This window comes from Cupriavidus sp. 8B (assembly GCF_054589115.1).
Genome location: NZ_BAAILO010000412.1, coordinates 59,767 through 85,297 on the forward strand (window position 1 = coordinate 59,767; position 25,531 = coordinate 85,297).

The window sequence follows — 25,531 nt, forward strand, 5'->3', positions numbered from 1 at the left end:
TCGGCATCCCGCCGCGCGGCTAGCGCGCCGGGGCCGGGCCGCCGGCCATGCAATCCAAAGGGGCTTTGATGAGCCAATCCATGCAAGACGACGACACGCCCGTGGCGCGCACCAGGCACGCCCTTGTCACCGGCGCCAGCTCCGGCATCGGCGCGGCCATCGCCCGGCGCCTGCTGTCGGCGGGCTGGACGGTGACCGGGCTGGACCGCTCGCCGGCACCCAGCGTCGACGGTTTCAACGGGATCGAGGTCGACCTGACCGATGCCCCGAAGCTGGCCGCCGCCGTGGCCACGTTGCCCCAGGTCGACGCCATCGTCCATGCCGCGGGCTTCATGCGCACCGCGGTGCTCGGCGACCTGAAGCCCGAGGACGGCGAGGGCATGTGGCGCATCCATGTACAAGCCGCCTGCGTGCTGGCCAACGCGCTGATGCCGACGCTGCCGGATGGCGCGCGCATCGTGCTGATCGGCAGCCGCACTGCGGCCGGCGCGCCGGGGCGCAGCCAGTACGCCGCGACCAAGGCCGCGCTGGTGGGCATGGCGCGCTCGTGGGCGTCCGAGCTGGCGCCGCGCGGCATCACGGTCAATGTGGTGGCGCCAGGTGCCACCGAGACCCCGATGCTGAACGACCCGGGCCGCAAGGGCACGCCGCCGCGCACGCCGCCCATTGGGCGCTTTATCCGGCCTGAGGAAGTGGCCGGGATGGTGAGCTTCCTGCTGGGCCCGGATGCCGGCGCGATCACCGGGCAGCAGATCCTGATTTGTGGCGGCGGGTCGCTGTAGTGGCCCGGCAAGACACTGAAACACTGAAGTACCTGATTACCGAAAGACACTGGAGACCAGCAATGTCCGTCCGCATCATTGACGTCCGCGAAGTGACGAAGCCGATTTCGTCGCCCATCCGCAATGCCTATATCGATTTCTCGAAGATGACGAGCAGCCTCGTCGCCGTGGTGACCGACGCCTTCCGTGACGGCAAGCGCGTGATCGGCTACGGCTTCAACTCCAACGGCCGCTACGGGCAGGGCGGCCTGATCCGCGAGCGCTTTGCGCCGCGTATCCTGGCGGCCGATCCGGCATCGCTGCTGGACGACGCCGGCACCAACCTGGACCCCAACCGCGTGTGGGCCGCCGCCATGTCCAACGAAAAACCGGGTGGCCACGGCGAGCGCTCGGTAGCGGTCGGCACCATCGACATGGCGGTGTGGGATGCGGTGGCCAAGATCGCCGGCGTGCCGCTGTTCCAGTTGCTGGCCGAGCGCCACGGCGTCAAGGCCAACCCGCGCGTGTTCGTCTATGCCGCGGGCGGCTACTACTACCCAGGCAAGGATCTCGGCGCGCTGCGCGCCGAGATGCGCTCCTACCTGAACCGTGGCTATAACGTGGTCAAGATGAAAATCGGCGGCGCCAGCCTGGAAGAAGACAGCGCCCGGATCGAAGCCGTGCTGCAGGAAATCGGCTCGGACGCGCAGCTCGCCGTGGACGCCAACGGCCGCTTCGACCTGGACACCGCCATCGCCTACGCCAAGATGCTGCGCGACTATCCGCTGTTCTGGTACGAGGAAGCCGGCGATCCGTTGGACTACCACCTGCAAGCCACGCTGGCCGAGTACTACCCCGGCGCCATGGCCACCGGCGAGAACCTGTTCAGCCACCAGGACGCCCGCAACCTGATCCGCTACGGCGCCATGCGCTCCGACCGCGACTACCTGCAGTTCGACTGCGCGCTGTCCTACGGCCTGGTGGAGTACGAGCGCACGCTGGAAGTGCTCAAGACCTTCGGCTGGTCGCCGAGCCGCTGCATCCCGCACGGCGGCCACCAGATGTCGCTCAATATCGCCGCCGGCCTGGGCCTGGGTGGCAACGAGAGCTACCCCGACCTGTTCCAGCCTTATGGTGGCTTCCCCGATGGCGTGAAGGTGATCGACGGGCATATCACCATGCCGGAGCTGCCGGGCATCGGGTTTGAGGGCAAGGCGGATCTTTACGCGGAGATGTCGGCGCTGGCGCAGCCGTGACGACGGGCCAAAGACGTTTGGGATGACGACGTCTAGCAAACAGAAAGATAGAAGAAGCGCCCCATAGGCGAACCGCCCTCTCTGGGGCGCACCTGCAGTCGAGACAGGAGACAAATCATGCTGTTCCACCGGATCTTCCGCTGTGCCGCCGGCGCGTTGCTGGCATGCGCCGCCGCCAGCGCCTTCGCGCAGGCCTACCCCAACAAAGCCGTGCGCGTGATCATTCCGTTCCCGCCCGGCGGCCCGACCGACACCGTCGGCCGCATGCTCGCGCAAAAGCTCTCCGAGCAAACCGGCCAGAGCTTCATTGTCGACAACCGGCCCGGCGGCCAGGGCATCATCGGCGCCGACGCGGTGGCCAAGGGCGCGGCGGACGGCTACACGCTGCTGTTCAGCGCCTCCACCTTCACCACCACGCCCATGACCCTGAAATCGTCGCCCTACGACGTGACCAAGGATTTCGTGCCGATCGCGCTGGTCGGCAAGGGGCCGCTGGCCGTCTCCGTCAACCGGAACCTGCCCATCAAGAACATCAAGGACTTGATTGCCTACGCCCAGGCGCATCCCGGCAAGATGTCGTTCGCGATCGGCTCGCAGGCTTCTGCGGGGCATTTGTCCACGGAGCTGCTCAAGCGGGCTGGCAAGATCGATTACCTGGTGGTGCCGTACAAGGGCTCCGCGCCCGCTTACCAGGACCTGATCGGCGGCGCCATTGATGGCTTTATCGATCCGGTGCTAGGTGCCGTGCCGTATCACAAGAGCGGCATGGTGCGCGTGGTCGCGGTGACCTCCAAGGACCGGCTGCCTTCCATGCCGGACGTGCCCACCGTTGGCGAGACGGTGCCGGGCTATGAGTTCTACTCGTGGTACGGCCTGTGGGGTCCGTCCAAGCTGCCGCTTGAGGTGACCAGGCGGCTCAATGCCGAGGTCAACAAGGCGCTGGCTTCCGACCTGCGGGGCAGGCTGGCCGAGCAGGGCTACCTGCTCTCGCCCGGCACGCCGGAAGATTTCGCCCGCTTCGAGAAAGAGGACATGGCCCGCTCGGCCAAGATCGTGGCCGAAGCAAAGATCCGCGCGGAGTAGGGGGCCTGCCCGGCGCCGAAGGCCGGTGCGCTTTCGGCGCCGCGGAGGCCCTGCGCAGCCAGGCAGCCAGGCAGCCAAGCAGTCAACGCATCAACACAACCAAGACCTCAATTTACCGGCAGGTCGGTCGATATCCAATGGGGGGGTGGCGAAAGATCGCTACGCCTCGCAAACGCCTGGTCAGGGAATAATCTGACGGAAGACTGCCTGGCACAGGGGTTGCCGGGCAGGATCCGTGGGGCGCCCCGTTCGAGAGGACACGATCCGGTTTTCCGGCGGTATTTGTGAGGATTAAAGTGGCTGACACGGACGATACCTGCGCGAGACTGGCAGCCGCGATCGATGGTGGCTTGCTCCGGCCTGCATTCCAGCCATTGATATGCCTCGAGACCGGCGCTATCGCCGGCTTCGAGGTGCTCGCCCGCTGGACGGATCCCGAAACCGGTCTGCCCCGTCACCTTCATATCGTTCGCGGAGTCCTTTTCGGGGTGATGTCAGGTCGAAGCCAATGACGCGCTGCATACCCTTTGTGGCGCGCCTGGTCAAGGCGCTGGGCCCGCCAGAGCGCATCGAGGCATTCGGCCTGCGCTGCGCGGTTGACGAAGTAGTGACGCTTGAGTGCGAGTCATTGAAGCCAGCCATGCTTATGCCGTTTGCAAAACTGAAGCATGCTCAATGGCTGGCTTCCTGTTTCCTATTTTCCGCGCTTGGCGGGAGTTTTTGGCTTGTCCGGCGCCTGGGTCAACACGGAACCAGCAAGCTTCTTTGCGGCTTGGGTGGAACTCTTCTGTTGCAGCACCTTGCCGGCAAGCGATGAGAGCTCTTTGGATGATTTTTCGTTCTTTGCCATACCGGTCCCCTCCAGTTTGATAGGAACTGTCCATCGTAGTAACAGGCCCTTAATGCGCTATCCCCTTTTGGTGGGGAGTTGGGTAAACCATGGCAATGAGCAACCGGAGCCTCACCGGGGCACCCAGCCGGCGAAGGCGCGTTGCCATGTTGTTCCCCCCTGTCGTCGGGAAATGGTCTGGCCGGTTGGCTGGCGGCACTCAGCAGGCAATGGAGGTTAGGGCCGATGCGTGCTCAGCCATTCACGTAATGCGTCATTCATGCGGGTTTGCCAGCCTTCGCCGCTTGCCCGGAAGGCAGTCAGGATCTCCGTATCATAGCGGATGGTGACAGATTCTTTCGGGTTGGCGAGCTTCGGCCGGCCGCCTCGGTTTTTGATCACTTCGCCAAACGACTTCATCGCTTTGATCTCTTCGGCGCTGAGATCATAGGTGTCGGGATCAGCGGCAATCCCGCGGTTGATTGCCTGGTCTTCTTCGGGGGTCGGCATCACGATCTTACGATTCTTGAACATCACGAATCTCCTTACTGTTGGCCTTGCGCAGGCTGATGATGCGGAGGGTTTCGCCCCGCTGCGTGAACACCACGCAGTACAGGCGATCGCCGATGAGGCCAAAGCCGATCTCGCGCAGTTCGCTGTAGTCGCGGCGAGTGTCGGGGCGAACCATCACTTCCGACCATTCAATCTCAGCAGAGAGGGCCGGGGACACGCCATGTTTGGCGATGTTGGCGGCGTCTTTGTTGGGGTCGAAAGTGATTTCCATGTAAGTAATTGTAGTTACGAAAACCTAGCGAGTCAAAAAGGTTTTTGTAATCGGGGGCGCAGGCGAACATGTCTCTCTCATCGAATACTGTATGGATATCCAGTATAGGGGCCGCCCGAGAGGGATTGCCGATAGTCGAGTTGGCTGTATGGATATACAGTGTCGGGGTGGCTTGCCCGCATGCCCAGACGAAATTGAGCCGACGCCCGTGTTGGAAACCGGAATTAGCCGGACTACAGATCAGTTTGCTGGACTGGAAATCCGGAATTAGCTGGACTGCCGTGCAATTCTCGCCGACGCTGAGCCAGGATCTGTAGGTCGATTCGCCCTTTGCTCACTGCGTGGCTCAAGAAGTCGGCGAGGCGGCCAATACGGGACTCCATTCCGTGTCTTCGCCATGCGTTACATCCCGATCCGCGACCAGCACCTCACTATCCTCGCCCGCAACCGCGATGCCTGGCGGGCTCGGGCGGAACGACCCTTTGACGTCGAAGATCTCATTCGGGCATGCGTTCCGGATGCCGCCACTTGCGATCCAAGCCTTGTGGCCGACGCGATCCGGGAGTGGTTCGATAGCTTCGACGACGGCATTCCGACATGGCGGCTCTCGTCGCAAGAGCGATAAGAAGCCGGCCCAGGCGGATCCAGCGCCGAGGTTCCGTGTGCCAAGGAGGACCGTTGTCGGCCAGTTCCGGCCGTCGGCCCGGTGGTCCATTCGGACGCTCGAGTGTCGCTTCAACACTAAACAACGGCCACTCGCGCGTCGGCGGCACTTGTCGGTTCATCGGCCAATCCCGCCATTCGCGCTGCGCGGTTACAGTACGCTAGCGAACGTCCGCTTTCACGCGCGTCCGGGGACTGTTGTCCACCGATAGCGTTCGCAAGGACGTCCTTCGACGCATTTCTGCTCGGTTCGTCAAGCCATTCAGGAGTGGCGGCAAGAACGATACGGCCAATGCGGGAGCCATCGCAGTCGGGGCCCGGCAGGCAGCCATGCGGACCGTGCCTATCAAATCGGTTGAACAGCAAGCTGGCCTAGCATTCCGTAAGCGGGGTCTGCAACACGAATGGACAGCCTTGCTGACTCGGATGCGCGGGTTGCTAGGGGAGCTTGGCGTGGTTGTCGCGCGATCTGTAGATTGAATCGTCGCTGTCAGGAAGGCGTAAAGGAGGAATCCAGCAAGCCATAACCGGCGAAGAGACATTCGCACGAGAACAGTTCGTAACTTTGCAGGATCAGCGCATAGCCATGATTAGGATGGGCTCACCGTGGCAGGTTGTCGCATATTTTCCGGTCGCCCGCTAACCGATGGCGTGGGACTGAGGAACCCCAGGCGGGACGTCCATCAGCAAAGACGCCCCGTCCGGACCTCAGACGAAGCCTACTTGGGCTGCATCAGCATGGGCTGCGTCATCATCTCCCGGCAGGTCTTCATCATGGCTGCTGGGTCACCAGTCTTCTGCTGCATCTGCGCAGCATGCATCTCCGTCTGCTTGGCTGCGCGTGCTTTCTCAATGACGTACCAGTCCGGGCCCGCGAGGACGGACAAGGATGCGATGAGTGCCGTTGTGCCAACGGCGGCAAGGATAATCTTCTTCATGATAGTTCTCCGCTCACTTCGCACAGTGCGGTTTCGAACCCCTTTCGTTCAAAGGTTGGCCAGCACTGCCCCGAATGCAAGGTCGTCCTTTGGGGAACAACCTCACTGCCTAGTCGTTGGGATAGACTTGCCGTGCCTTTGCAAGCCAAGCGGTAGCGCTGGCTTGCTGAACTCGGCTTCAGGTGAAGAACGCTTTAGGTGGACGCTCCGGGAGCGCTAGGACTACAGAGGGGAAACTAGATTCACGGTGCGCGACGAAGATGCTCCTCCAGGAGCTCTGGGCAACGTTGGCCGCGATGGGGAGTGCTGCGACGGCAGCGCATATCGCCATGCACGAGGCGTGCGACATATCGGCTGGATGGTCCTCGATGGAACAATCGATGTGTCCATCGCAGGTATCACTCGAGCTGAAGCGGGCAGCCTCATGCAGAGCGGCGTACGAAGTCGGGTTGGCCGTACCGTCAACGCAGCATGCAGAAAGCGGCATGGCGAATACACGAAGCGGCAACGCAACTGCGAGTATCACAATGAGAACCGCACTCCAAAACTGCTTCATCAGTTTGCTGCGCGGCCTTCGTCGCGCTTCCTTGTCTAAGGTGCCCGGCAACCAAGCCAAGCTACGTGCTTCCAAGTATGGGAGTCTCTGCCAAAGCCTAATGACGCGATGGCGTGTATTCGAGGGAGACTTCGCCTTCTTCGAAGGATGCTGCGAGCACGAGGTATGCAAGGTCGAGCTGCCGCTCGTCCTTCTGGCGGCGCGCAATGGTTTCAAGCGCGGACAGCAGGTGCTCCGCTAATGCGAAGTCTTTTTCATGGCAGGCTCGCTCGAATACGGCAGATACTTCCTCGAACAGCGTGTGCTTAGTGCTACTCATACCTACTGCCTCCCGTACTTGCCCAGCCGGCCTCCCTGTGCGCTCGGAAGTACTGATGTTTGGCGTATCCACAATGTGAGCATGTGGCGCAGTTTTCTCGTTCTGTATGGGGACGAGCATCCATTGCCGGGGCGAAAACAGGCCTTCTATAATGCTATAGACGTTCCCACAGTGGGAGGGTCAAGCGATTTCGTTATTGGCCGGCTGGAAGGAAGGTCTTGCAATCGCCCCCGTGGTGGACGTGGTGCACATCCGCTACACTATGAGCCCAGCCAAGTGGCTGGTATTCCCTATCCATGGTTCGACTCTTCGCCCGCCTTCTCCTGTTGCTCCTCATTGCAGCGCTTCCGCTGCAAGGGGTTGCTGCGGCCACGATGATGGTGAAAGGCGTGACGTTGACTTACGCTACCGGCTTGCGCTCGGCGTCATCTGATAGTCATGAAGTCGCCGTTGCGGTCGCGTCCAATGAGGACGATGACCATTGCCTCGCGCACATGGACGATGCAGACGCAAAGAGCGGCAAGTCGGGAAAGCATGCTGGGCATGCCTGTCCAGGCTGCGCCGCCTGTTCACTCTGCTCGGTCGTCCCCTACGCTACCCCGCTTTTTGTTCACCTCGACAATGCGCCAGCCCAGGCTCCTTCTGGCCTGACGGAAGCATTCGTCAGTCATATCTCGGACGCGCTCCAGCGTCCGCCTGCCTTGGTCGTCTGATGCCCTAGGTGCGCCCATTTTTTGGGCGCACACACCGGGCGTTGCCACAACAGTGGCTAACGCGACACTCCAAGCTTTCCTTTCGTAAGGTTTGATATGTCTCTGACACGCATGCTGGCAGGCGCCAGCCTGGCGGTTGTCTGGGCTTCCGTATTTGCGCAGGCGTCGACGCCTCGACCGGACCCGCTTGACCCGAACGCTCCAACCACCACCCTCACAGTGCCTCGCACCTTTGAGGAATACATCCCATACAAAGACCCGAAGGTGGTGCCCTGGAAGGACACCAATGCCGCCGTTTCCGGCGACGGCATGGCCGGAATGGCCCACGGCGCCGCAGGCGGTATGAAGCATGACATGGGCACGATGAAGATGCCAGGAGCATCGTCGCCTGCCGCTCCTATGCCGGGGCACACGATGCCGATGGGTCCAGTGGATAAATCGCTTCCAGAAGGTGGGCCGAGTCCGGCGCCGGGCGGGAATGCTGACCACTCCAACCACAAGATGTGATGCGGGGACTCCGAATGCCAGTTAGAAGAATTCAAGCCCTGAGGATTGGCGTCATGGCATTGGCCGTCGCGGTGTTCCTGGGCGGTTGTGCCTCGTTCTCGAAAGATGGCGGCTTCGATGCCGTCTCCACTGTCGCGAAGGACCGCCTAGGCAAAGAGGCGGCATGGGTCAGGTCGGACAAGGACCAGGATAGCGTCTACCTGCGCACGCAGGAGTTGCTGGCTGAGCCTCTGACCATAGACAGGGCCGTTCAGTTGGCTCTGCTTAACAACCGGGGGCTGCAAGCTGCGTACGCTGAACTTGGCATATCCGAGGCCGACTATGTACAGGCGAGTCGCCTGCCCAATCCAGGCTTTACTTTTAGCCGCAAGCGAGGGGGCGAAATCCTGACTATCGACAGGACCTTCTCGGTGGCGTTTCTCAACCTCCTGACCTTGCCGTTTGTCTCCCAAATTGAAGGCAAGATTTACGAGCAGACAAAGCTCGTCGTCGCGAACGAGACGTTGAAGGTGGCGGCGGAGGCGCGCAAGGCATACATCAACGCCGTGGCGTCCCAACAATTTGCCAACTACGCCGAACAGGTGAAGGACGCGACGGAAGCTGGCTCGGAATTCGCACAGCGATTGGCCGCGGCTGGCAACTTCAGCAAGCTGGACCACGCGCGTGAGCAAGCTTTCTACGCCGAAGCGACGGGCGCGCTAGGGAGGGCTCGGCGCCAAGCCATCTCCGACCGGGAGAGGCTCATCCGAGCGATAGGACTGTGGGGTACCGGAGCGAACTTCACGCTGCCGGACCGTCTGCCAGACCTCCCGAAGGAGCGGCCAGAGCTACAGGACCTTGAAGCCTACGCGATGGAGAACCGGCTCGATATTCAGGCCGGCAAGTTGCAGACTCAGAGCGTTGCCTCGTCGCTCGGTCTGACAAAGGCCACTCGGTTCGTCAACGTCCTGGATGTTGGCTATCTGCGTAACAGCGTTACAAATTCCCCACGGGAAACGGGCTACGAAATCAGTATCCAAATCCCGCTATTTGATTGGGGGTCTGCGCGTGTGGCCCGTGCCGAAGCCGTCTACATGCTCGCGGTGAACCAGCTCGCGCAGACGGCAATTAACGCTCGTTCCGAGGTCCGGGAGTCATATGCGAACTACCAGACGAGCTATGACCTGGCGAAACACTATCGCGATGAGGTCGTGCCGCTGCGCAGGGTCATCACCGACGAGATGACGCTGCGCTACAACGGCATGCTTTCCAGCGTGTTCGAACTGCTTGTCGACACGCGCGACCAAGTCAACGCGGTCAATACGTATATCGAAACGCTACGCGACTACTGGGTAGCGGAAGCCGACCTCCGGACCTCGCTGGGAGGAAAGCTCCCGACCCAGGAGGCGGTAGCACCGGCGGTCTCAATGCCAGCTAACGGCCCGATGACCGCCCCGAACAAACAAGGACAGTAATCATGGTCTCCCGTCGACAATTCCTGCAGGGCACCGGCACTGCCATGTTGGGCGCTGCCGTAGTCTCGAAGGTAGGCGCGGCCTCTTTGCCCGAGGCGCCGCTGCAGGCTGGCGCTGCAACACAACCGCCTCTCTTGCCGCAGTCCGGCCGCCCGTACAACCCCATCGTCACCCTGAATGGCTGGACCTTGCCATGGCGAATGCGCAACGGCTGGAAGGAGTTCCACCTGATTGCGGAGCCGGTGGAGCGCGAGTTCGCTCCAGGCATGAAGGCGCATCTGTGGGGCTATAACGGACAGAGTCCTGGCCCCACCATCGAGTGCGTGGAAGGGGACAAGGTCCGTATCTTCGTGACCAACAAACTTCCCGAGCACACCACTGTTCACTGGCACGGCGTCATCCTGCCTGCAGGCATGGACGGCGTTGGCGGGTTGTCACAGCCGCATATCAAGCCTGGAAAGACCTTCGTCTATGAGTTCGTGATGGGTAAATCCGGTACGTTCATGTACCACCCACACTCGGACGAGATGGTGCAGATGGCGATGGGCATGATGGGCTTCATTGTCGTGCATCCGAAAGACGCATCGTTCATGCGGGTCGACCGCGATTTTGTCTTCCTGATGTCGGCCTACGACATCGACCCGGGCTCATACACGCCCCGTGTGTCTGAGATGACGGACTTCAATATGTGGACGTGGAATAGCCGTGTGTTCCCAGGTATCGACCCGCTGCCAGTTCGCCTCGGTGACCGTGTCCGTATACGCATGGGAAACCTCACGATGACCAACCACCCGATTCACATACACGGACATGATTTTGAGGTGACTGGCACCGACGGTGGGTGGGTGCCAAAGTCCGCCCGGTGGCCAGAAGTTACGGTAGACGTGGCAGTGGGCCAGATGCGCGCATTTGAATTCACCGCCAACAACCCAGGGGATTGGGCGTTCCACTGCCACAAGTCTCATCACACGATGAATGCAATGGGACATCAGGTCCCAACCATGATTGGCGTCAAGCAAAAGGACCTGACCAAGAAGATGAACAAACTCGTTCCCGATTACATGGGGATGGGCGAAGCCGGCATGGCCGACATGGGCGGCATGGAGATGCCTCTGCCGGACAACACGCTGCCGATGATGAGCGGTCAAGGTCAATTCGGGCCCATTGAGATGGGTGGGATGTTCACCGTTGTGAAGATTCGCGAAGGCCTCGGTCGAAATGACTACAAGGACCCAGGACCTTACAAGCACCCAAAGGGAACCGTTGCCTACGAATACACCGGTGAACTGCCGGAAAGCTGATTTCATTGGGCCGGAGCACATCCGGCTCGCGTCTATCGCTAAACACTTGGAGTAAGAGCGATGAAGAAGAAGTTTGTATCGATTGCAGTTGGCTTGGCGCTGGCAAGCTCCGCATCCGCATTTGCCGCTGGCGACATGGGCAATATGGACATGAGCGCGAGCGGCTCTCACAAGGCAGGCTCAACCGCCGCCAGCATGTCGCACGGGGAGGTCAAGAAGGTTGATGCCTCCACCGGGAAGCTCACTATAAAACATGGTCCGTTGGAAAACCTCGGGATGGACGCGATGACGATGGTGTTCAGGGTCAAGGACCTTGCCATGATTTCGCAGGTGAAGGTTGGCGACAAGATTGACTTTGTTGCCGAGGATTTGAATGGCGCACTAACTGTTACCAAGCTTCAGATGCAGTAAGCGGCTCTGCGATAGGCGGCCGGCTGCCGGCCGCTACGACACTCCCCAAACCAGGAAAAATACACATGAAAGCACTCACGCAGAAAATACTGTTGGGCATCACGACCGCCGCCGCCATCGGACTTACGCCTGCTATCGCGCTCGCGCATGGCAAGCTCGAGACCGCAGACCCAGCCGCGGGTAGCACGGTTGACGCGCCGGCGGGTCCGCTTCGACTGACGTTCAATGAGGACTTGGAGCCAGCGTTCAGCAATGTGAGCGTGGCGGACGCCAGTGGCTCGGCGGTTAGCAAAGAGAAGGCCAAGGTCGACTCGTCGAATCCGCGTGTGCTGACGGTCGCAGTCCCGAAACTGTCGCCGGGTTCCTACGCTGTGCGCTGGACCGTCATGACGCACGACGGACACAAGGTCAAGGGCGACTACAAGTTCACGGTGAAGTGATGAACGACGGTTTCCTTGGCATTTTGCGCCTTGCTCTGACGGCACTGCAGAACCTCAGTTTTGCGGTGCTCGTCGGCACCTTGTTGAGCGACCACTGGCTGGCTCGCTCCCCGTCTCCGTGGCAAGCTCGTGTGAGTCAGAGCTTGGCGCATGCATTCAGAGTCGGGGCAATCGTTGCGCTCCTGTCTGGCGTACTCGCCTTCTGGATACATTGCGCGCTGATGAGTGAATCCTCGCTTGTTGACGCGGGACCGGCGGTGCGCTCGATGCTAGCGGAAACCGGCTTCGGCCACGCTTGGGCCATCGGCGCTGCCCTGATGCTTTGCGTCACTATCGTTTCATTCTTCCCTTGGACCGGAAGCGGCCTTGGCCTCCGGCCGATTCTGTGGCTGGCGCTTGCGGGCTTTGCACTGACGCGGAGCCATAGTGGCCATCCGGTGGACGCTGGTGCGTTCAGCCTGCCCGTTTGGGCTGACTGGGTTCACCTTCTCGCTGTTAGCGCTTGGGTTGGCATCGTGTGGGTCGCCGCTTTTATGGTGGCGCCGAAGATGGCCGAGGCTTCCCAGAGCGACCACCAAAACGGTGCGTCGTTCATTCAATCGCTATCGGATACGGCCACGTACGCGCTCGTCGCGATCTTTGTCACCGGCGCCTATAACGGGTGGCGTGGAGTCGGTTCGCCAGGCAACTTGCTCGACACTTCGTACGGCCAGTTGCTAGTGCTGAAGCTTGGTTTCGTGATAGTTGCCGCGGCCCTCGGGGGGCACAACCGGTTCTTTGAAATGCCTCGCCTGTTGGAGTCGCTGCAAAACCCGTCGTCAACGTCGAGCGCCCGATACATTCAGCGCTTCGCCACTGTTCTACATGTGGAGTCTTGGGTGCTCGCTGGGGTGTTGGTCGCTGCGGCGGTGCTGGTAGCGAGCCCGCTGCCCGGTACGTCCTAAGTTATCCCGCATGTCAATTGCCGGGCAATGCTCGTAGAAAGCGTGTGGAAGCCCTGGAGTTAATGGTTTCCTCTTTCGACCGCCTCTAGGCACTGCCGGTGATCGCTCTTCTCAAACCGGCATCACGTAAAGGAGAAGTTCAATGAAGTTCTCGATGAAGTTCCAACTCGCTGCCTTTGTTGTTGCGACAGCGCTGTCAGGTGTGGCCTTGGCAAGCGACAGCGAGCCGGGCTGGTGGCACGGTCACGGGCATGGTGGTGGTGGAGTGACAGCCTTTGGAAAACCTGGCGACCCAAAGAATGTAAGTCGGACTATCAATGTGGATATGACTGACAACATGCGCTTCACCCCCGCCGTGATTACGGTGAAGCGGGGGGAGACGATTCGCTTCAACGTAAGGAACGCGGGCAAAGTGAAGCACGAGATGGTGCTGGGCACCGAAGGCCAGTTGAAGGAGCACTATCAGATGATGATGAAGATGCCAGAGATGGAGCATGCCGACCCTAACGCCATCACGCTTGACGGTGGCAAGTCCGGTGAAATCATCTGGCAGTTCACAAAGTTCGGTACTGTGCCATTTGCCTGCCTGCAGCCTGGCCACTACGACGCTGGCATGAAGGGCTCGGTGGTCGTTAAGTAAATCCGCAAACCGCCGTATGCTGAAGGAGAATGATGATGAAAGCACTTCAGAAAGTTGCACTGACCACGCTGGTGGCCGCTACGCTTGGCTCAGTCGGATTCAACCTGCACGCGCAGGAGACCAAGGGCACGGAAGGCACGAACATGTCGGGTGAGACAAGGATGGACAAGAAGTCCGATGACACCAACGCAGCCATGTCTGAAGGTGAGGTCAAGAAGGTTGACGTCTCTGCGGGGAAATTGACAATCAAGCACGGTCCCCTGACCAATCTGGACATGGACGCGATGACGATGGTGTTCCGGGTTAAGGACCCCGCCATGTTGATCCAGGTAAAGGAAGGCGACAAGATTAAGTTCGCTGCCGAGAAGGTTAACGGTGCCCTGACGGTAACGACGTTGCAGGTGCAAAAGTAAGGCATCTTTGATTCGACGAGCCTTTAGCAGGGCCCGCTTCTACCTTGTCCCCCGTGAACCGCGTCACCATACTGGACGTCCCGCACGATGCGCTTTCGGTGCTGCTGCTGACGACAATATTCGTGTTCGTGGCTGTGTGCGCGTTCGCTTGGTACCTTCGGCGCAGGTATCGACCTGGACGCCCACGAATGCCCAATCGGAATCTCCATGCCGGCCGAAAGTCGCGAAGGTCTCAAAAACGGATTAGGTGAGCCTACGCTCTTGTCGCTCGCTCCTTGGGGACTCCAGTCTTGAACCTTGACCTTCCCATCATGGTAAGGCCTATCTTGGAGTCGGGATGGTGGAGAGGAATGGCACGGACCGAGGTGTTCCCAAGGGCTCCTCGCCATCGAATATGGACCGCACCATGACACACTGCATCTATCGTCAAGGTCAAGCGAAAGGCGGAGACTTACGCCGTTTCCTGCGGCTTCCCCGGGTTCTCGTGTTGCTCGGCGTGGCGTCCGCCGCCGTCGTTCTCGGTAGCCAGCATCGGAACGACGTTGGCTCTTGGCTGCCGTTTGCGCTAGTGTTGCTTTGTCCGATGATGCATTTCTTTCACGGAGGACAGGGCCAGCATGGGCAAGGGATCTAGGCCGTGCGCAAATGACGACCGAATCAGTTGGTGTGCAACGGGACGATTAAACTAGGAGCAGCCAGAATGAGCCGTAGCGACGAGAGGCCTTCTCACGACCACGAACTTCGAGGCGTTGAGCCGGCGGGCGAACATCGGGACCATTGCGCCCACGAAGAGCATGGCCATCCGGCTGCGCATGCTCATGGCGCACACAGTGGCCATTCAGAACATAGGCACGGAAGTATTTCCAATGAGGCGCCAGATGCGCTCAAGGACCCGGTTTGCGGGATGTCGGTTTCGTCGGACTCGCGATTTCGTACCGAGTATGATGGAACTTCCTACTTTTTCTGCAGTGAATCATGCCAGAAGAAGTTTCAAGCCGACCCCGCAAAGTATGTGAGCCCTTCTGCCGATGCTCCCGCCGAGCCCGCTCCAGAAGGCACGATATACACGTGCCCGATGCATCCGGAGATTCGCCAGGACCACCCTGGGAACTGCCCCAAGTGCGGGATGACTCTGGAGCCCCTGCTGCCAGGATTGGACGATGAGGAAAATCCCGAGCTCGTGGATTTTCGTCATCGGTTCTGGTGGACTCTACCGGCCACGGCGGTGGTGTTCATCCTGGCCATGTTCGGCCATCGCCTAGGCTTAATGGAGGCTTCCACCCAGAGCTGGGTAGAACTGGTCCTCTCCACACCGGTCGTGCTTTGGGCGGGCCTGCCGTTCTTCAAACGCTGCGTGCAGTCATTCATTAATCGCAGCCCGAACATGTGGACGCTCATCGGACTCGGTACCGGTGCAGCCTATATTTATAGCGTCATCGCTACCATTGCACCAGGAGTCTTTCCCGAAGTCTTCGCCGCGCACGGGCGCGTTGGCGTGTACTTTGAGGCGGCAGCCGTTATCATTTCGCTGACGCTGGTCGGCCAGCTCCTAGAGCTCAAGGCGCGTTCGCAGACCTCGGCTGCAATAAAGTCGCTTCTCGGCCTAGCGCCGAAGACTGCGCGCCGAATCAACCAGGACGAGACCGAGGAAGACATACCGTTGACCCACGTCCATGTGGGCGACCTGCTGCGCGTGCGTCCGGGTGAGAAGGTGCCGGTGGACGGCGTCGTAACGGAGGGTTCCAGCTCGGTAGATGAATCGATGATTACCGGCGAGCCAATTCCCGTAACAAAGCGAGTCGGAGATCACGTCATCGGCGCGACGATGAATACGTCTGGCAGTTTAATTCTCCGCTCAGAGAAGGTCGGCTCGCAAACGGTGCTAGCCCAAATCGTTCAGATGGTAGCGCAGGCCCAGCGGTCGAAGGCACCGATGCAGCGGATGGCGGACAAGGTCGCCGGTGTGTTCGTCGTCGGAGTGGTCTCCGTGGCGCTGCTGACCTTTTTTGCCTGGGGCTTCTTCGGGCCAGCGCCTAGCTGGGTCTATGGGCTCATCAATGCCGTCGCTGTGCTCATCATCGCGTGCCCGTGTGCACTCGGTCTGGCTACGCCAATGTCCATTATGGTCGCAAGTGGAAAAGGGGCGTCGAACGGCATCCTGTTCCGCGATGCCGCCGCCATCGAGAATCTCCGGAAGGTTGACACGCTTATCGTGGACAAGACCGGTACGCTTACAGAGGGCCGACCAGTTTTCGAACGTGCAACGGGCTCAAACGGATACTCTGAAGAAGAGGTTCTACGGTTGGCTGCGGGCCTCGACCAGGGCAGTGAGCATCCGCTTGCGGCAACGATCGTCAGGGCGGCTCGCGAGCGAAATCTGACGCTTGAGAAGGCCGAGAGTTTCGAATCTAGCTCCGGCATTGGCGTGCGCGGGAGCCTCGGTGGTCGCAAGCTTGCTCTGGGCAACACTGCGCTCATGCAGGCCGAAGGCATTGCAACGGGGCCATTGGCTCAAGAGGCCGATGCATTGCGCGCCGGAGGGGCGAGCGTCATGTATCTGGCGGTAGATGGTGTGCTTGGCGGCATTCTTGCGGTGTCCGACCCTGTAAAGGTGACGACGCCGGAGGCGCTGTCTAAGCTCAGGGACAAAGGAATCCGCGTCGTTATGGCGACAGGAGATGGTGTAGTGACCGCCAAGGCCGTCGCAGCAAAGCTGGGAATCAGCGAATTTCATGGAGAGGTGAAACCCGCCGACAAGTTGGCGCTAGTGACCCAGCTCCAAAAAGAAGGTGCCGTGGTCGCTATGGCCGGCGACGGTATCAATGACGCACCAGCACTCGCCAAGGCCGACGTAGGAGTGGCCATGGGAACCGGCACGGACGTGGCGATGAATAGTGCTCAGGTAACGCTCGTCAAGGGAGATTTGCGCGGTATCGCCCGGGCACGTGAGCTGTCCAATGCGACTGTGGGGAACATGAAACAGAATCTTGGGTTCGCCTTTGTCTACAACGCACTGGGGATACCCCTGGCAGCAGGTGTTCTATATCCATTCACCGGCTGGCTGTTGTCTCCGATGATTGCTGCGCTGGCGATGAGCTTGAGCTCAGCCTCCGTTATCACCAATGCTCTCCGACTCCGGAATGCGAAAATCTGACCTGCCGGTACGTGCAGGCAGTACTCGATTGACGCTCGAAAGCGGCTTCTTCGCTGGTGCACTCATCGGTCAAAGAATCACTGGTCTGTCGCGCAACTCGTTTTCGCTGCGGCCCCGCGTAGGAAAATGCTGCGTCATGTGTTGGGCAACCGCCTGGATACCACCAACCACGCCACGGCGATACTCCCCGCGCCCGAATGCGGCCTCCATCTCCCGGCAGGTGCTTTCCCATTCGCCGGGGCCGACCTTCAAATGCACCCCACGATCGGCCACGATCTCAACGCAGTGGTCGGCCAGCAGTAGATAGATCAGCACTCCGTTATTCTGTTCCGTATCCCATACGCGAAGTTGCGAAAATACCTCAATCGCACGGTCTCTGGCCGATTGCCCTTTAAGTAGTGCGGCGCTGTGTAGCGCCCCCTCCAGGGCGAAGCAGATCTGCCCGTCGTGCGTGGACTCGCTCGCCTTGACGGCCTGCTCAATCGCGTCCAGCGTTTCTCGCGGGAAGGCCAGATTGACCTGCCAGTGTGTCATCAGAAGATGCTGCACGATGCGTTTGATATTCGTCATCACCATCTGCCTGAAGCACCGCCGCCGCCAAAACCGCCACCCCCGCCGCCGAACCCGCCGCCAGATCTGCCAGAGCGACCGCCTATGCTCCACGCGCCAACGTGCGCCCCCATGCCACCGCCCAGCAAAGTGAACGACAAGGCGAGCACGCCCGCTACAAGAGCGACAAGGATTGTGCCTGAGAAGAGCCATGCGACTACCCCGATGGCACCGCCAGCGGCGATCGCCCCCGGGAATCTGCCGAGCGCACTTCGCAGTACGCCGCCCAGCAACAACGTAAGCATCAGCACGATCGGCATGTACTGCCGGATGGGATCCCTCTCGCCGCCGGCCGTAGCTTTCGGCGGTGGCAGCGACTCGCCGCCGATGACCTGGAGCATCCGATCAATGCCCGCGTCGAGACCGCCATAGAAATCGCCTTGCTTGAAGTGAGGCACGATGTCCTCGCTAATGATACGCTTGCTTGTCGCATCGGTCAGGATGCCCTCCAGGCCATAGCCCACTTCAATACGCAAGGTGCGATCATCCTTGGCCACGATGAGCAATGCACCGTCGTCCACCCGCTTGCGCCCCAGTTTCCACTGCTCAACCACGCGCAATGAGTACTGCTCGATGGTTTCCGGCTGAGTGGTCGGGACGATGAGGACGGAGACCTGACTGGCCTTCTTAGTTTCGAAGGCCTGCAACTTTTGGTTCAGGGCCTGCAGTTGATCGCGCGTGAGTGTGCCGGTCAGATCCGTCACGCGGGTCGTCAACGGAGGGACCGCAACCTCGGAGAGGACCGCAAGCGGAAAGAAGAGCGCTACCCCGAGGAACAAGGCACGCGCGGCCTTGATCGGATTCATTTGGTACTCCCGGTGGCTTTTGGAGAGGCTATGCCGAACTCGACTTGCGGCGGCTTGGCAATGTCCCCTTCATTGGTGACAGTGAAATTGGGTTTCTCCTTGTATCCGAAAGCCATTGCCGTGAGATTGGAAGGAAACGAGCGCACGGTTACGTTGTAACCCTGTACCCCCTGAATGTATCGATTTCGCGCAATGGCGATGCGGTTCTCGGTCCCTTCCAGTTGCGCCTGCAGGTCGCGAAAGCTGGCATCCGCCTTCAACTGTGGATAGTTTTCCGAAACGGCAAGGAGTCTGGAGAGAGAGCCCGTTAGTTGTCCCTGGGCGGCTTGAAATCGCGCGAACGCCGCAGGGTCGTTGAGGAGTGCGGGCGAAGCCTGGATCGCGCCAACGCGAGCGCGCGCCTCGGTAACCTGGGTCAGGACTTCCCGCTCATGACTTGCGTAACCCTTGACCGTGTTTACTAAGTTCGGCACGAGGTCCGCGCGACGTTGGTACTGGTTCACCACCTCCGACCAACTCGCCTTGACTTGCTCGTCCTGGGACTGAATCGTGTTGTAACCGCATCCCGTGAGGCCGAATGCAAGCGACACCGCTAGCGCTTGTAACCATAGTCTGTGCATGAGACACCTCCAGCATGTCGCGGCGTTCGGGATTGACCGCCGGGGCCAAGTATTGCGATCGTGCGACGCAGCCCGAAGAAAGGCCGTTATTGCAAATCCGTTTGCACAATTCATCATAGAGCACGCGGAGGTAACATCTCCGATCTACCTCAAGAGGCGGCAGATCATGGGTCAGTACCGCGAATGATGTTTCAGGTGCGGCTGGCTTGCCAGCCTAGTGAATGCCTTCCAGCTTGGTGCGTTTGAGCATGAGCGCATTGATCGCGACGATTAGCGTACTGCCCGACATCGACAGTGCTGCAATCTCCGGGCTCAGCACGAATGGGTACAAGACGCCAGCAGCGAGCGGGAACGCGACCACGTTGTAGCACACCGCCCACCAAAGATTCTGGTGCATCTTTCGCACCGTAGCGCGCGACAGCTCAATCGCGCCGACGATGTCATACGGGTCGCTCTTCATCAGCACAACATCGGCGCTATCCATCGCGACATCGGTACCGGCGCCAATCGCAAATCCCACGTTTGCCTGGGTCAGCGCCGGCGCGTCGTTGACACCGTCGCCCACCATGCCTACCTTCTTTCCCGTGGCCTGCAGGGCTTTTACCTTCTCTGCCTTCTGGGCCGGCAGCACATCGGCCAACACAGAGTCGATGCCGAGATCTGCGGCAATGCGCCTGGCTGTGGCCGCGTTGTCGCCGGTTAGCATCACTACTTCAATCTTGCGTTCGCGTAGCTTCGCCACCGCAGCCATTGCGGTCGGTCGGATTGCATCGGCGATGGCGATGAGGCCGATCACGCGACCGGCCTGAGACACATGGACCACCGTGCGGCCGTCCGCCTGCAGGCGAGTGGCTTCGGCCTCCAGACTTCCAAGCTCGAGCTTTTGGCTATCCATCAGCAGCCGGTTACCGAGGAGCACCGTCCCGCCAGCGGTCTCGGCGCGCGCGCCCATGCCGTCGAGGCTCTCGAAGCCTGTCGGTGCAACGATGGTCAGGTGTGCCGCACGGCGCTCGATGGCTTGGGCCAGGGGATGTGCGGAGCCCTGCTCGACGGCGGCCGCGGCGGTGAGTACCACGTCCTCGGAGACACCGTCTGCCGTCACGATTGCGACAACCTCAGGCTGACCGACGGTGAGCGTACCGGTCTTGTCGAATACGATTACGTTGAGCTTGGTCGCATCCTCGAGCGCAGACGCGTTCTTGAACAGGATGCCGTTCATAGCGCCCAAGCCCGTACTAACCATGACCGCCATCGGCGTTGCGAGCCCCAACGCATCTGGGCAGGCAATCACAAACACTGTGATAGTCATGGTTACCGCGAACAACAGTGGCTGTCCAATCCACCAGAGCCACACCGCAAAGGTCGCAAGACCGATGACGATCGCAGCAATCACCAGCCATTGCGCCGCCTTGTCCGCCAGGAGTTGCGCCGGCGCCTTCGAGTTTTGTGCCTCCTGCACTAGCTTCACAATCTGCGCTAGCGCCGAGTCAGCTCCGACCTTAGTCGCCTTGTAGCGAAAGCTGCCGTTCTTGTTAATGGTTGCACCGATCACCGTGGCGCCCGGCCCTTTTTCGACCGGCATTGACTCGCCGGTGAGCATCGATTCGTCGACCAGCGAGTCGCCGGACTCCACAGTGCCGTCGACCGGAATCTTGCTGCCCGGCCGGATTATCACGGTCTCGCCCGCTATCACCTCTGCGGTCGGAACTTCGATCTCGACCCCATTGCGTATCACAGAGGCCCTCGCCGGTGTGAGATTCATCAGCGCCTCGATGGCGGATGACGCGCCGGCACGGGCTCGCATTTCGAGCCAATGGCCGAGCAGGATGAAAACCAGCAGGACGGCTGCCGCTTCGAAGAACTGCCCACCCTCCTTGACGAAGAATGTGGTGCCGACACTGAAGAGATACCCGGTACCAACGCTTAATGCGATCAGCGCAGCCATGCCCAGGGTACCCTTCCTGAGCGCGCGCCAGGCGGACACAAAGAACGGCCAGCTAGGATAGAGAATTGCGGCACTTGCGAAGAAGAACAGCCACAGATTGAGCTTCATTCCGAGTGGCGGCGCCGGCGGAGCGAAGAAGCCGCCCATCGGAGCGTAGACGAAGATCGGCAACGTAAAGATCAGGCAGATCCAGAAACGGTTGCGCATGTCGCGGGCCATCGCCGGCAGGTCCGCGCCTCCATGCCCCATGTCATGCCCTATATCCGTCGAGATGCTGGACTGAACGCCCGGCGCGGCGTGGCGCTCGTGGCTGCGGGCTGCGGCGGGACCGGCCGGCACACTCGTGGAAGCCTTTGACACATTGGCTACCGACATAGGGGGCGGCGGGCCGGGCGCCGGACGACCATTGGGAGGGGAGACGGCGGGACCTGGCATGGCGATAGGAGGATCCGGCGCAGCGGCAATGGGTATTGAAGGCTGCACTCCGCGCGCGGAGTGGCCCTCACTGTGATCGAGCGCGGCAACGTTCGGAGGGGGACAGCGGCGGGAGTGCCTGGCGCAACGGTCGGCGATGATGCGACGGGAAACCCCTCGTCCGGTGTGGGCACGATAGCGAGCTTGCGTGTGGACTCGTGTGCGCTCACGTGCTTCGGCGGGGATTTTCCCTCTGAGTCATACGGCCTTTGGCGCACCGCTGACTTGATATCGGCGACCGCGAGCCGGGCTTCGTCGTAGCGCACTGTGGCGTTTCCCGTCGCGTAGTTCACCGTAACGCTTTCGACGCCCGGCACTTTGCCGATCCGTTCTTCAACTCCGAGCACACTCTGTAGCGACAGCAGGTCGTGCACTTCAATTACGCTCGTTTTCATCGCGCTTCCATTTCACGGACGACTTGCGATCCACAAACTGAAGTACGCACGGTGGGGTAGGCCTGCGTACACCCCATAAAGGGAAGATTCGAGCGACTCCACGCAAGGAGTCACGCACATCCATGACCGCCACTGCGTTGCCACGCGGCCACGTCATCGTATCGTTCACGCTACGCCATGGCAGATGCGAATGCGGTACGACAGCGTACGAAGACGCGAAAAGGAACTGATTTGCAGATTCCTTTCAACTCTCAACACGCGCAGTTCATACCACCCATTCAGTGGCGGCTTGGCCGTGACGGTGCCATCTCGGCCTGAGTGACCGCTACCGTACCGATAATCCGGGCGTCAAACGGCAGACTCACGACACGGCGCAAGCAAGCGGGCTGGACCACGCCATCTGGAACGATTTTCGACGTCGTGGGTGATGCCCCCAGGGCGGTAGCATGCGCCGCGACGCGGCTCGCAGCCTCGGGAAATCTGTGAGGGAGTAGGCGCATGAACATCTGGACTCTTAAAGTCACGGGCATGTCCTGCGGGGGGTGCGCCACCAAAGTGAAGCGCGCCGTGGCCTCGTTGGACCCGACAGCTCAAGTCACCGTCGATCTGGAACGGGGCCACGTGCAGGTACACACAATGCGACAGCAGGACGAAATCGAAGCAAAAGTCCTGTCGCTAGGGTACGGAGTAGCCCCGGCGAGCGAGTAAATCATGCGTGTCCCTGTTGCGGTGCGCCGCGATTCACCGAATGCAGCCGCTCGAGCCGACAAGCACAGACTCCGCGCCGTTGCTTTGCTGATGGCGGTGGTGCTCGTTGTGTCGCTGGGCTACGGCGCGGGGACACCACTATTGCCGCAGTATGTGAAGCAGTTTGTCGGTGCTGCCGCACCCGCCGCGCTCGCTTGGCACGTAGGTGCGGTGGGCGGCGCGTACACCTTCGCATTGTTTGTATTTGCGCCGCTGTGGGGGCGCGCGTCGGACAGGCGTGGCCGCAACACTGCACTGGCCTGGGGCTTCGGCATTTTTCTTGTGGGCGGGGTGGCTTCGGCGTTCGCGCCCAACCTGGCTGCCGCTTATGCCGCCAGACTGCTTGCCGGAGCCGGCGCAGCCGCGGTGATGCCCGCAGCACAGGCCTATATTGCTGATTTCAGTGCGCCCGTGGCGCGCAGCCGCCGCTTCGTATTGCTGGGCAGCGCGTCGTTTGTCGGCTTTCTTGCGGGACCGGGTATCGGTAACTGGCTCGCGGGTCCGGTAATGAATGTGTCTGCCGGCATCATGCCCGCGATGGTCAACTGGCCTTGGCTGGCGGTGGCGGGCGTCGGCTTGCCCGTTCTCATTCTGGTACCGCTATGGATCAAGCCGCAACCCACCATAGCGCGGATATCGCCGCAGACAGCCACGTCCGCTGTGCGCGCCCGATTCGTGCGCGCATCGATGCTGCTTGCCGGCTTCTCGTCATTTGCAACAGGGACGTTCGAGGTCGGCTTTAACCTCTTCGGTGGCCAGACGCTTCACCTGAGCAGCGGCACGATCGCGATCATGTTCGTGACGTGCAGTGTCGCCATGCTAGCTGCGCAGGGCACGCTGTTGCTGCCTGGCGTGCGCCGGCGTATCGACGGCCGTTGGATGGCCGCGGTGTTTGTGTTTTCCTCCCTGGCATTGATGTTCGTCTCCGCTGTTCCCAACGCCGGCTCATTTACCCTGTTCATTGGTGTAGTGGCCGCGAGTGTCGGCATGATCGGGCCCGTACTCTCGTACGAACTGCTCGAGCGAGGCAACAGTGCACACGGCGCACTGCTGGGCAAGCAGGCAGCAGCAGGCAATCTTGGGCAGGCCTTGGGCTCGGTCGCGGCTGGCTGGCTATTCACCTTGCGACCCGAGGCGCCGTTCTGGGCGGCCGCGCTCGTTCTCGCGATCGGAGCCGTTGCCTCGGCATTCCTGTGGGGCGCCGCCCGGGCCGACGAACTGGCACTTGAATCCCGGCGACCGAGCCAGGGCGAGAGTCATGTCCGCTGAGACCCATTCTTTGAACCGGCAGAATGCAATCATGAACACCTCCAAGGAGGCATCGGCGGGGCCATCGGCTAGTGCAGATCGCATGCACTATTCGAAGACCCTACGCCGATTGCAGATCGAACTTGTGAAACTTCAAAGCCACGTGATCAGTTGTGATGAGAAGATTCTGGTGGTCCTCGAGGGACGCGACGCCGCCGGCAAGGACGGCGTCGTCAAGCGCATCGTCGAGCATCTGAGTCCACGCGAAACGCGCGTCGTGGCGCTGGGAAAACCGAGCGACCGCGACCGCAGCGCTTGGTATTTTCAGCGTTGGGCCGCCCATCTGCCTGCGCAGCGCGAGTTTGTGCTATTCAATCGCAGTTGGTACAACCGGGCGGGAGTGGAGCACGTGATGGGCTTTTGCACCAAAGACGAGTACCGGGAGTTCATCGCGACAGTGCCTGCGTTTGAGGAAATGCTGGTCCGCTCTGGCGTTAAACTACTCAAGTACTACCTCGATATCTCGCGTGCCGAACAAAAGCATCGGCTGTCCCAACGCCGGACCGACCCCCTCAAGCAATGGAAGCTCAGTCCGATCGACAAGGCGGCACCGAAGCTTTGGAGCGAGTATTCGACTGCGCGTGATGCGATGCTCGCGGCCACCCATAACGAGGTTGCACCTTGGACTATCATCCGCACGGACGACAAGCGCGCTGCGCGAGTCAACCTCATCAAGGACTTACTGTTCCGCGTGCACTATCGTCCCAAAGACAAGAAGCTGATCATGGCCGATCCTTCGATCGTCTTTCCCTTCGCCGACGATCTCCTCAAGACGGAGCGGCTAGCTCAGTAGCGGCTCGGCTCACGACGCTGCTGACTGTCACCCGAAACATCGAGACGTGATCCACCGTATCGCCCGTGCGTTCAAGCGCGGGCCCAACTTGAGCATACGTTGCCGGGACAATGGTTGGCTCAGCTCGTCATTCTTGGCCGCCGCTCCCGAAGAGCGTCGCGACGGACGACGCATAGCCAGCCATCGTCCTATATCGATTAGCACTACCTCCCTCCTAACGTCGTTCGCATTGCCTCCCGCCGACAGAACAGCATGACCGTTCTTGGCCTCCCCAAAGCAGTCAATCAAGCCCAATCCGCGACGATGCTCAATCGACCGCTGTGGCCGACTCCGGTCCAACGTCGAACTCGCCCGATAGCGGACACCCGCCATCATCGTCTTGTTGCCACGAGTGGCAGTTATGGCCGATGAACCGCCGTTGGCCGACAAGGCGGCGGACGACTCTTCCCGGCCATCTCCGGCCACTGGACCAGACTTTCACGCGGACATTCGAATGTCGGCTCAAGTCCGACAATGGACGACCGCTCGTCGCGCCTATACGGCACTTCGTCGGCCGTTGCGGTTGTTCACGGTCGCGTCGTCTCACGCTTGCAAAGTTCGGACCCTCAGCCGCGCCCCACAGGCGTGGCTTGCCGTGTCAATTGAGATAGCGATCCCCTCAGCCTCGT

General features: G+C 60.7%; 28 protein-coding genes. 18 read left to right on the forward strand and 10 right to left on the reverse strand.

Annotated elements, in window-relative coordinates:
• Positions 1–80: 80 nt before the first annotated feature.
• The 3 genes from ACYP5B_RS38960 (at position 81) to ACYP5B_RS38970 (ending at position 3,100) form a co-directional block, all read left to right on the forward strand.
• Entirely contained in the window at positions 81–782 is a 702-nt protein-coding gene (locus tag ACYP5B_RS38960) for an SDR family NAD(P)-dependent oxidoreductase (RefSeq protein ID WP_459573154.1), read from the forward strand.
• 62 nt (positions 783–844) lie between these two features.
• Positions 845–2,017, forward strand: a complete 1,173-nt coding sequence (locus ACYP5B_RS38965; protein ID WP_459573155.1) for a mandelate racemase/muconate lactonizing enzyme family protein — start codon at positions 845–847, stop codon at positions 2,015–2,017.
• Between the two features lie 117 nt (positions 2,018–2,134).
• Positions 2,135–3,100: a Bug family tripartite tricarboxylate transporter substrate binding protein gene (locus tag ACYP5B_RS38970; protein ID WP_318235069.1), complete on the forward strand. Its 966-nt coding sequence runs from the start codon at positions 2,135–2,137 to the stop codon at positions 3,098–3,100.
• A gap of 694 nt (positions 3,101–3,794) precedes the next feature.
• On the opposite strand, the gene ACYP5B_RS38975 is transcribed toward ACYP5B_RS38970, so the two are convergent.
• The 3 genes from ACYP5B_RS38975 to ACYP5B_RS38985 all read right to left on the reverse strand — a co-directional run bounded on the left by ACYP5B_RS38975 (position 3,795) and on the right by ACYP5B_RS38985 (position 4,713).
• On the reverse strand, positions 3,795–3,950 hold the full coding sequence (locus ACYP5B_RS38975; RefSeq protein ID WP_459573156.1) for a hypothetical protein: 156 nt from the start codon (positions 3,948–3,950) through the stop codon (positions 3,795–3,797).
• Between the two features lie 216 nt (positions 3,951–4,166).
• Complete coding sequence (locus ACYP5B_RS38980; protein WP_459573157.1) at positions 4,167–4,463, reverse strand: BrnA antitoxin family protein; 297 nt, start codon at positions 4,461–4,463, stop codon at positions 4,167–4,169.
• Complete coding sequence (locus tag ACYP5B_RS38985) at positions 4,447–4,713, reverse strand: BrnT family toxin (RefSeq protein ID WP_459573158.1); 267 nt, start codon at positions 4,711–4,713, stop codon at positions 4,447–4,449. Before ACYP5B_RS38985 ends, ACYP5B_RS38980 begins: the two co-directional genes overlap by 17 nt.
• A gap of 397 nt (positions 4,714–5,110) precedes the next feature.
• Between ACYP5B_RS38985 and ACYP5B_RS38990 the strand changes: the two genes are divergently transcribed.
• Complete coding sequence (locus tag ACYP5B_RS38990) at positions 5,111–5,338, forward strand: hypothetical protein (RefSeq protein ID WP_459573159.1); 228 nt, start codon at positions 5,111–5,113, stop codon at positions 5,336–5,338.
• 757 nt (positions 5,339–6,095) lie between these two features.
• Here ACYP5B_RS38990 and ACYP5B_RS38995 read toward each other — a convergent pair.
• Entirely contained in the window at positions 6,096–6,314 is a 219-nt protein-coding gene (locus ACYP5B_RS38995; RefSeq protein ID WP_459573160.1) for a hypothetical protein, read from the reverse strand.
• A gap of 653 nt (positions 6,315–6,967) precedes the next feature.
• Positions 6,968–7,189 (reverse strand): hypothetical protein, encoded by a 222-nt coding sequence (locus ACYP5B_RS39000; RefSeq protein ID WP_459573161.1) that lies wholly within the window; start codon positions 7,187–7,189, stop codon positions 6,968–6,970.
• Positions 7,190–7,485: 296 nt separating this feature from the next.
• On the opposite strand from ACYP5B_RS39000, the gene ACYP5B_RS39005 reads away from it, so the two are divergent.
• The 11 genes from ACYP5B_RS39005 to ACYP5B_RS39055 all read left to right on the forward strand — a co-directional run bounded on the left by ACYP5B_RS39005 (position 7,486) and on the right by ACYP5B_RS39055 (position 17,166).
• Positions 7,486–7,902: a hypothetical protein gene (locus tag ACYP5B_RS39005; RefSeq protein WP_459573162.1), complete on the forward strand. Its 417-nt coding sequence runs from the start codon at positions 7,486–7,488 to the stop codon at positions 7,900–7,902.
• Positions 7,903–7,998: 96 nt separating this feature from the next.
• On the forward strand, positions 7,999–8,409 hold the full coding sequence (locus ACYP5B_RS39010) for a hypothetical protein (protein WP_459573163.1): 411 nt from the start codon (positions 7,999–8,001) through the stop codon (positions 8,407–8,409).
• A gap of 53 nt (positions 8,410–8,462) precedes the next feature.
• Positions 8,463–9,863 carry a TolC family protein gene (locus ACYP5B_RS39015; RefSeq protein ID WP_459573164.1) on the forward strand — a complete coding sequence of 467 codons (1,401 nt, stop codon included), beginning with the start codon at positions 8,463–8,465 and terminating at the stop codon, positions 9,861–9,863.
• Between the two features lie 2 nt (positions 9,864–9,865).
• A complete protein-coding gene (locus tag ACYP5B_RS39020; protein WP_459573165.1) occupies positions 9,866–11,164 on the forward strand; it encodes a multicopper oxidase family protein in 1,299 nt (432 codons plus the stop codon).
• A 60-nt stretch (positions 11,165–11,224) separates the two neighbouring features.
• Entirely contained in the window at positions 11,225–11,575 is a 351-nt protein-coding gene (locus ACYP5B_RS39025) for a copper-binding protein (protein ID WP_459573166.1), read from the forward strand.
• Between the two features lie 65 nt (positions 11,576–11,640).
• On the forward strand, positions 11,641–12,015 hold the full coding sequence (copC, locus tag ACYP5B_RS39030) for a copper homeostasis periplasmic binding protein CopC (protein WP_459573167.1): 375 nt from the start codon (positions 11,641–11,643) through the stop codon (positions 12,013–12,015).
• Positions 12,015–12,959, forward strand: coding sequence for a copper resistance D family protein (locus ACYP5B_RS39035; RefSeq protein WP_459573168.1), 945 nt, complete (start codon positions 12,015–12,017; stop codon positions 12,957–12,959). The genes copC and ACYP5B_RS39035 overlap by 1 nt, the downstream gene beginning before the upstream one ends.
• Positions 12,960–13,101: 142 nt before the next feature.
• The gene (locus tag ACYP5B_RS39040; protein ID WP_459573170.1) at positions 13,102–13,599 is read left to right on the forward strand and encodes a cupredoxin domain-containing protein; all 498 of its coding nucleotides are present in this window, start codon (positions 13,102–13,104) and stop codon (positions 13,597–13,599) included.
• 143 nt (positions 13,600–13,742) lie between these two features.
• The gene (locus ACYP5B_RS39045; RefSeq protein WP_459573275.1) at positions 13,743–14,012 is read left to right on the forward strand and encodes a copper-binding protein; all 270 of its coding nucleotides are present in this window, start codon (positions 13,743–13,745) and stop codon (positions 14,010–14,012) included.
• 406 nt (positions 14,013–14,418) lie between these two features.
• A complete protein-coding gene (locus tag ACYP5B_RS39050; protein WP_459573171.1) occupies positions 14,419–14,646 on the forward strand; it encodes a DUF2933 domain-containing protein in 228 nt (75 codons plus the stop codon).
• A 66-nt stretch (positions 14,647–14,712) separates the two neighbouring features.
• Complete coding sequence (locus tag ACYP5B_RS39055; protein WP_459573173.1) at positions 14,713–17,166, forward strand: heavy metal translocating P-type ATPase; 2,454 nt, start codon at positions 14,713–14,715, stop codon at positions 17,164–17,166.
• 69 nt (positions 17,167–17,235) lie between these two features.
• Here ACYP5B_RS39055 and ACYP5B_RS39060 read toward each other — a convergent pair whose 3' ends face one another.
• The 5 genes from ACYP5B_RS39060 to ACYP5B_RS39080 all read right to left on the reverse strand — a co-directional run bounded on the left by ACYP5B_RS39060 (position 17,236) and on the right by ACYP5B_RS39080 (position 22,015).
• A complete protein-coding gene (locus tag ACYP5B_RS39060) occupies positions 17,236–17,736 on the reverse strand; it encodes a TPM domain-containing protein (RefSeq protein WP_459573174.1) in 501 nt (166 codons plus the stop codon).
• Positions 17,736–18,581: a TPM domain-containing protein gene (locus ACYP5B_RS39065; RefSeq protein WP_459573175.1), complete on the reverse strand. Its 846-nt coding sequence runs from the start codon at positions 18,579–18,581 to the stop codon at positions 17,736–17,738. Before ACYP5B_RS39065 ends, ACYP5B_RS39060 begins: the two co-directional genes overlap by 1 nt.
• Entirely contained in the window at positions 18,578–19,201 is a 624-nt protein-coding gene (locus ACYP5B_RS39070; protein ID WP_459573176.1) for a LemA family protein, read from the reverse strand. The genes ACYP5B_RS39065 and ACYP5B_RS39070 overlap by 4 nt, the downstream gene beginning before the upstream one ends.
• A 214-nt stretch (positions 19,202–19,415) precedes the next feature.
• On the reverse strand, positions 19,416–21,521 hold the full coding sequence (locus ACYP5B_RS39075; protein ID WP_459573177.1) for a copper-translocating P-type ATPase: 2,106 nt from the start codon (positions 21,519–21,521) through the stop codon (positions 19,416–19,418).
• The gene (locus ACYP5B_RS39080) at positions 21,512–22,015 is read right to left on the reverse strand and encodes a heavy-metal-associated domain-containing protein (RefSeq protein WP_459573178.1); all 504 of its coding nucleotides are present in this window, start codon (positions 22,013–22,015) and stop codon (positions 21,512–21,514) included. The genes ACYP5B_RS39075 and ACYP5B_RS39080 overlap by 10 nt, the downstream gene beginning before the upstream one ends.
• Before the next feature lie 498 nt (positions 22,016–22,513).
• On the opposite strand from ACYP5B_RS39080, the gene ACYP5B_RS39085 reads away from it, so the two are divergent.
• Genes ACYP5B_RS39085 through ppk2 form a run of 3 tightly spaced genes read left to right on the forward strand, consistent with a single transcriptional unit; the run spans position 22,514 to position 24,863 of the window.
• Positions 22,514–22,723 (forward strand): heavy-metal-associated domain-containing protein, encoded by a 210-nt coding sequence (locus ACYP5B_RS39085; protein ID WP_459573179.1) that lies wholly within the window; start codon positions 22,514–22,516, stop codon positions 22,721–22,723.
• Between the two features lie 3 nt (positions 22,724–22,726).
• Complete coding sequence (locus tag ACYP5B_RS39090; protein ID WP_459573180.1) at positions 22,727–24,031, forward strand: MFS transporter; 1,305 nt, start codon at positions 22,727–22,729, stop codon at positions 24,029–24,031.
• 31 nt (positions 24,032–24,062) lie between these two features.
• The gene (gene ppk2, locus ACYP5B_RS39095) at positions 24,063–24,863 is read left to right on the forward strand and encodes a polyphosphate kinase 2 (protein WP_459573181.1); all 801 of its coding nucleotides are present in this window, start codon (positions 24,063–24,065) and stop codon (positions 24,861–24,863) included.
• The last annotated feature ends 668 nt before the right edge of the window (positions 24,864–25,531 follow it).

Bases quoted from the DNA above. Each gene is read 5' to 3' on its own strand.
- ACYP5B_RS38995 (WP_459573160.1), bottom strand. From the start codon at position 6,314: ATGAAGAAGATTATCCTTGCCGCCGTTGGCACAACGGCACTCATCGCA.
- ACYP5B_RS39025 (WP_459573166.1), top strand. From the start codon at position 11,225: ATGAAGAAGAAGTTTGTATCGATTGCAGTTGGCTTGGCGCTGGCAAGC.
- ACYP5B_RS39080 (WP_459573178.1), bottom strand. From the start codon at position 22,015: ATGAAAACGAGCGTAATTGAAGTGCACGACCTGCTGTCGCTACAGAGT.
- ACYP5B_RS39005 (WP_459573162.1), top strand. From the start codon at position 7,486: ATGGTTCGACTCTTCGCCCGCCTTCTCCTGTTGCTCCTCATTGCAGCG.
- ACYP5B_RS38975 (WP_459573156.1), bottom strand. From the start codon at position 3,950: ATGGCAAAGAACGAAAAATCATCCAAAGAGCTCTCATCGCTTGCCGGC.
- ACYP5B_RS39055 (WP_459573173.1), top strand. From the start codon at position 14,713: ATGAGCCGTAGCGACGAGAGGCCTTCTCACGACCACGAACTTCGAGGC.
- ACYP5B_RS39010 (WP_459573163.1), top strand. From the start codon at position 7,999: ATGTCTCTGACACGCATGCTGGCAGGCGCCAGCCTGGCGGTTGTCTGG.
- ACYP5B_RS38990 (WP_459573159.1), top strand. From the start codon at position 5,111: ATGCGTTACATCCCGATCCGCGACCAGCACCTCACTATCCTCGCCCGC.
- ACYP5B_RS39045 (WP_459573275.1), top strand. From the start codon at position 13,743: ATGTCGGGTGAGACAAGGATGGACAAGAAGTCCGATGACACCAACGCA.
- ACYP5B_RS39090 (WP_459573180.1), top strand. From the start codon at position 22,727: ATGCGTGTCCCTGTTGCGGTGCGCCGCGATTCACCGAATGCAGCCGCT.
- ACYP5B_RS38970 (WP_318235069.1), top strand. From the start codon at position 2,135: ATGCTGTTCCACCGGATCTTCCGCTGTGCCGCCGGCGCGTTGCTGGCA.
- ACYP5B_RS38980 (WP_459573157.1), bottom strand. From the start codon at position 4,463: ATGTTCAAGAATCGTAAGATCGTGATGCCGACCCCCGAAGAAGACCAG.
- ACYP5B_RS39015 (WP_459573164.1), top strand. From the start codon at position 8,463: ATGGCATTGGCCGTCGCGGTGTTCCTGGGCGGTTGTGCCTCGTTCTCG.
- ACYP5B_RS39040 (WP_459573170.1), top strand. From the start codon at position 13,102: ATGAAGTTCTCGATGAAGTTCCAACTCGCTGCCTTTGTTGTTGCGACA.
- ACYP5B_RS39070 (WP_459573176.1), bottom strand. From the start codon at position 19,201: ATGCACAGACTATGGTTACAAGCGCTAGCGGTGTCGCTTGCATTCGGC.
- ACYP5B_RS38965 (WP_459573155.1), top strand. From the start codon at position 845: ATGTCCGTCCGCATCATTGACGTCCGCGAAGTGACGAAGCCGATTTCG.
- ACYP5B_RS39065 (WP_459573175.1), bottom strand. From the start codon at position 18,581: ATGAATCCGATCAAGGCCGCGCGTGCCTTGTTCCTCGGGGTAGCGCTC.
- ACYP5B_RS38985 (WP_459573158.1), bottom strand. From the start codon at position 4,713: ATGGAAATCACTTTCGACCCCAACAAAGACGCCGCCAACATCGCCAAA.
- ACYP5B_RS39035 (WP_459573168.1), top strand. From the start codon at position 12,015: ATGAACGACGGTTTCCTTGGCATTTTGCGCCTTGCTCTGACGGCACTG.
- ACYP5B_RS39000 (WP_459573161.1), bottom strand. From the start codon at position 7,189: ATGAGTAGCACTAAGCACACGCTGTTCGAGGAAGTATCTGCCGTATTC.
- ppk2 (WP_459573181.1), top strand. From the start codon at position 24,063: ATGAACACCTCCAAGGAGGCATCGGCGGGGCCATCGGCTAGTGCAGAT.
- copC (WP_459573167.1), top strand. From the start codon at position 11,641: ATGAAAGCACTCACGCAGAAAATACTGTTGGGCATCACGACCGCCGCC.
- ACYP5B_RS39020 (WP_459573165.1), top strand. From the start codon at position 9,866: ATGGTCTCCCGTCGACAATTCCTGCAGGGCACCGGCACTGCCATGTTG.
- ACYP5B_RS39060 (WP_459573174.1), bottom strand. From the start codon at position 17,736: ATGACGAATATCAAACGCATCGTGCAGCATCTTCTGATGACACACTGG.
- ACYP5B_RS39085 (WP_459573179.1), top strand. From the start codon at position 22,514: ATGAACATCTGGACTCTTAAAGTCACGGGCATGTCCTGCGGGGGGTGC.
- ACYP5B_RS38960 (WP_459573154.1), top strand. From the start codon at position 81: ATGCAAGACGACGACACGCCCGTGGCGCGCACCAGGCACGCCCTTGTC.
- ACYP5B_RS39050 (WP_459573171.1), top strand. From the start codon at position 14,419: ATGACACACTGCATCTATCGTCAAGGTCAAGCGAAAGGCGGAGACTTA.
- ACYP5B_RS39075 (WP_459573177.1), bottom strand. From the start codon at position 21,521: ATGTCGGTAGCCAATGTGTCAAAGGCTTCCACGAGTGTGCCGGCCGGT.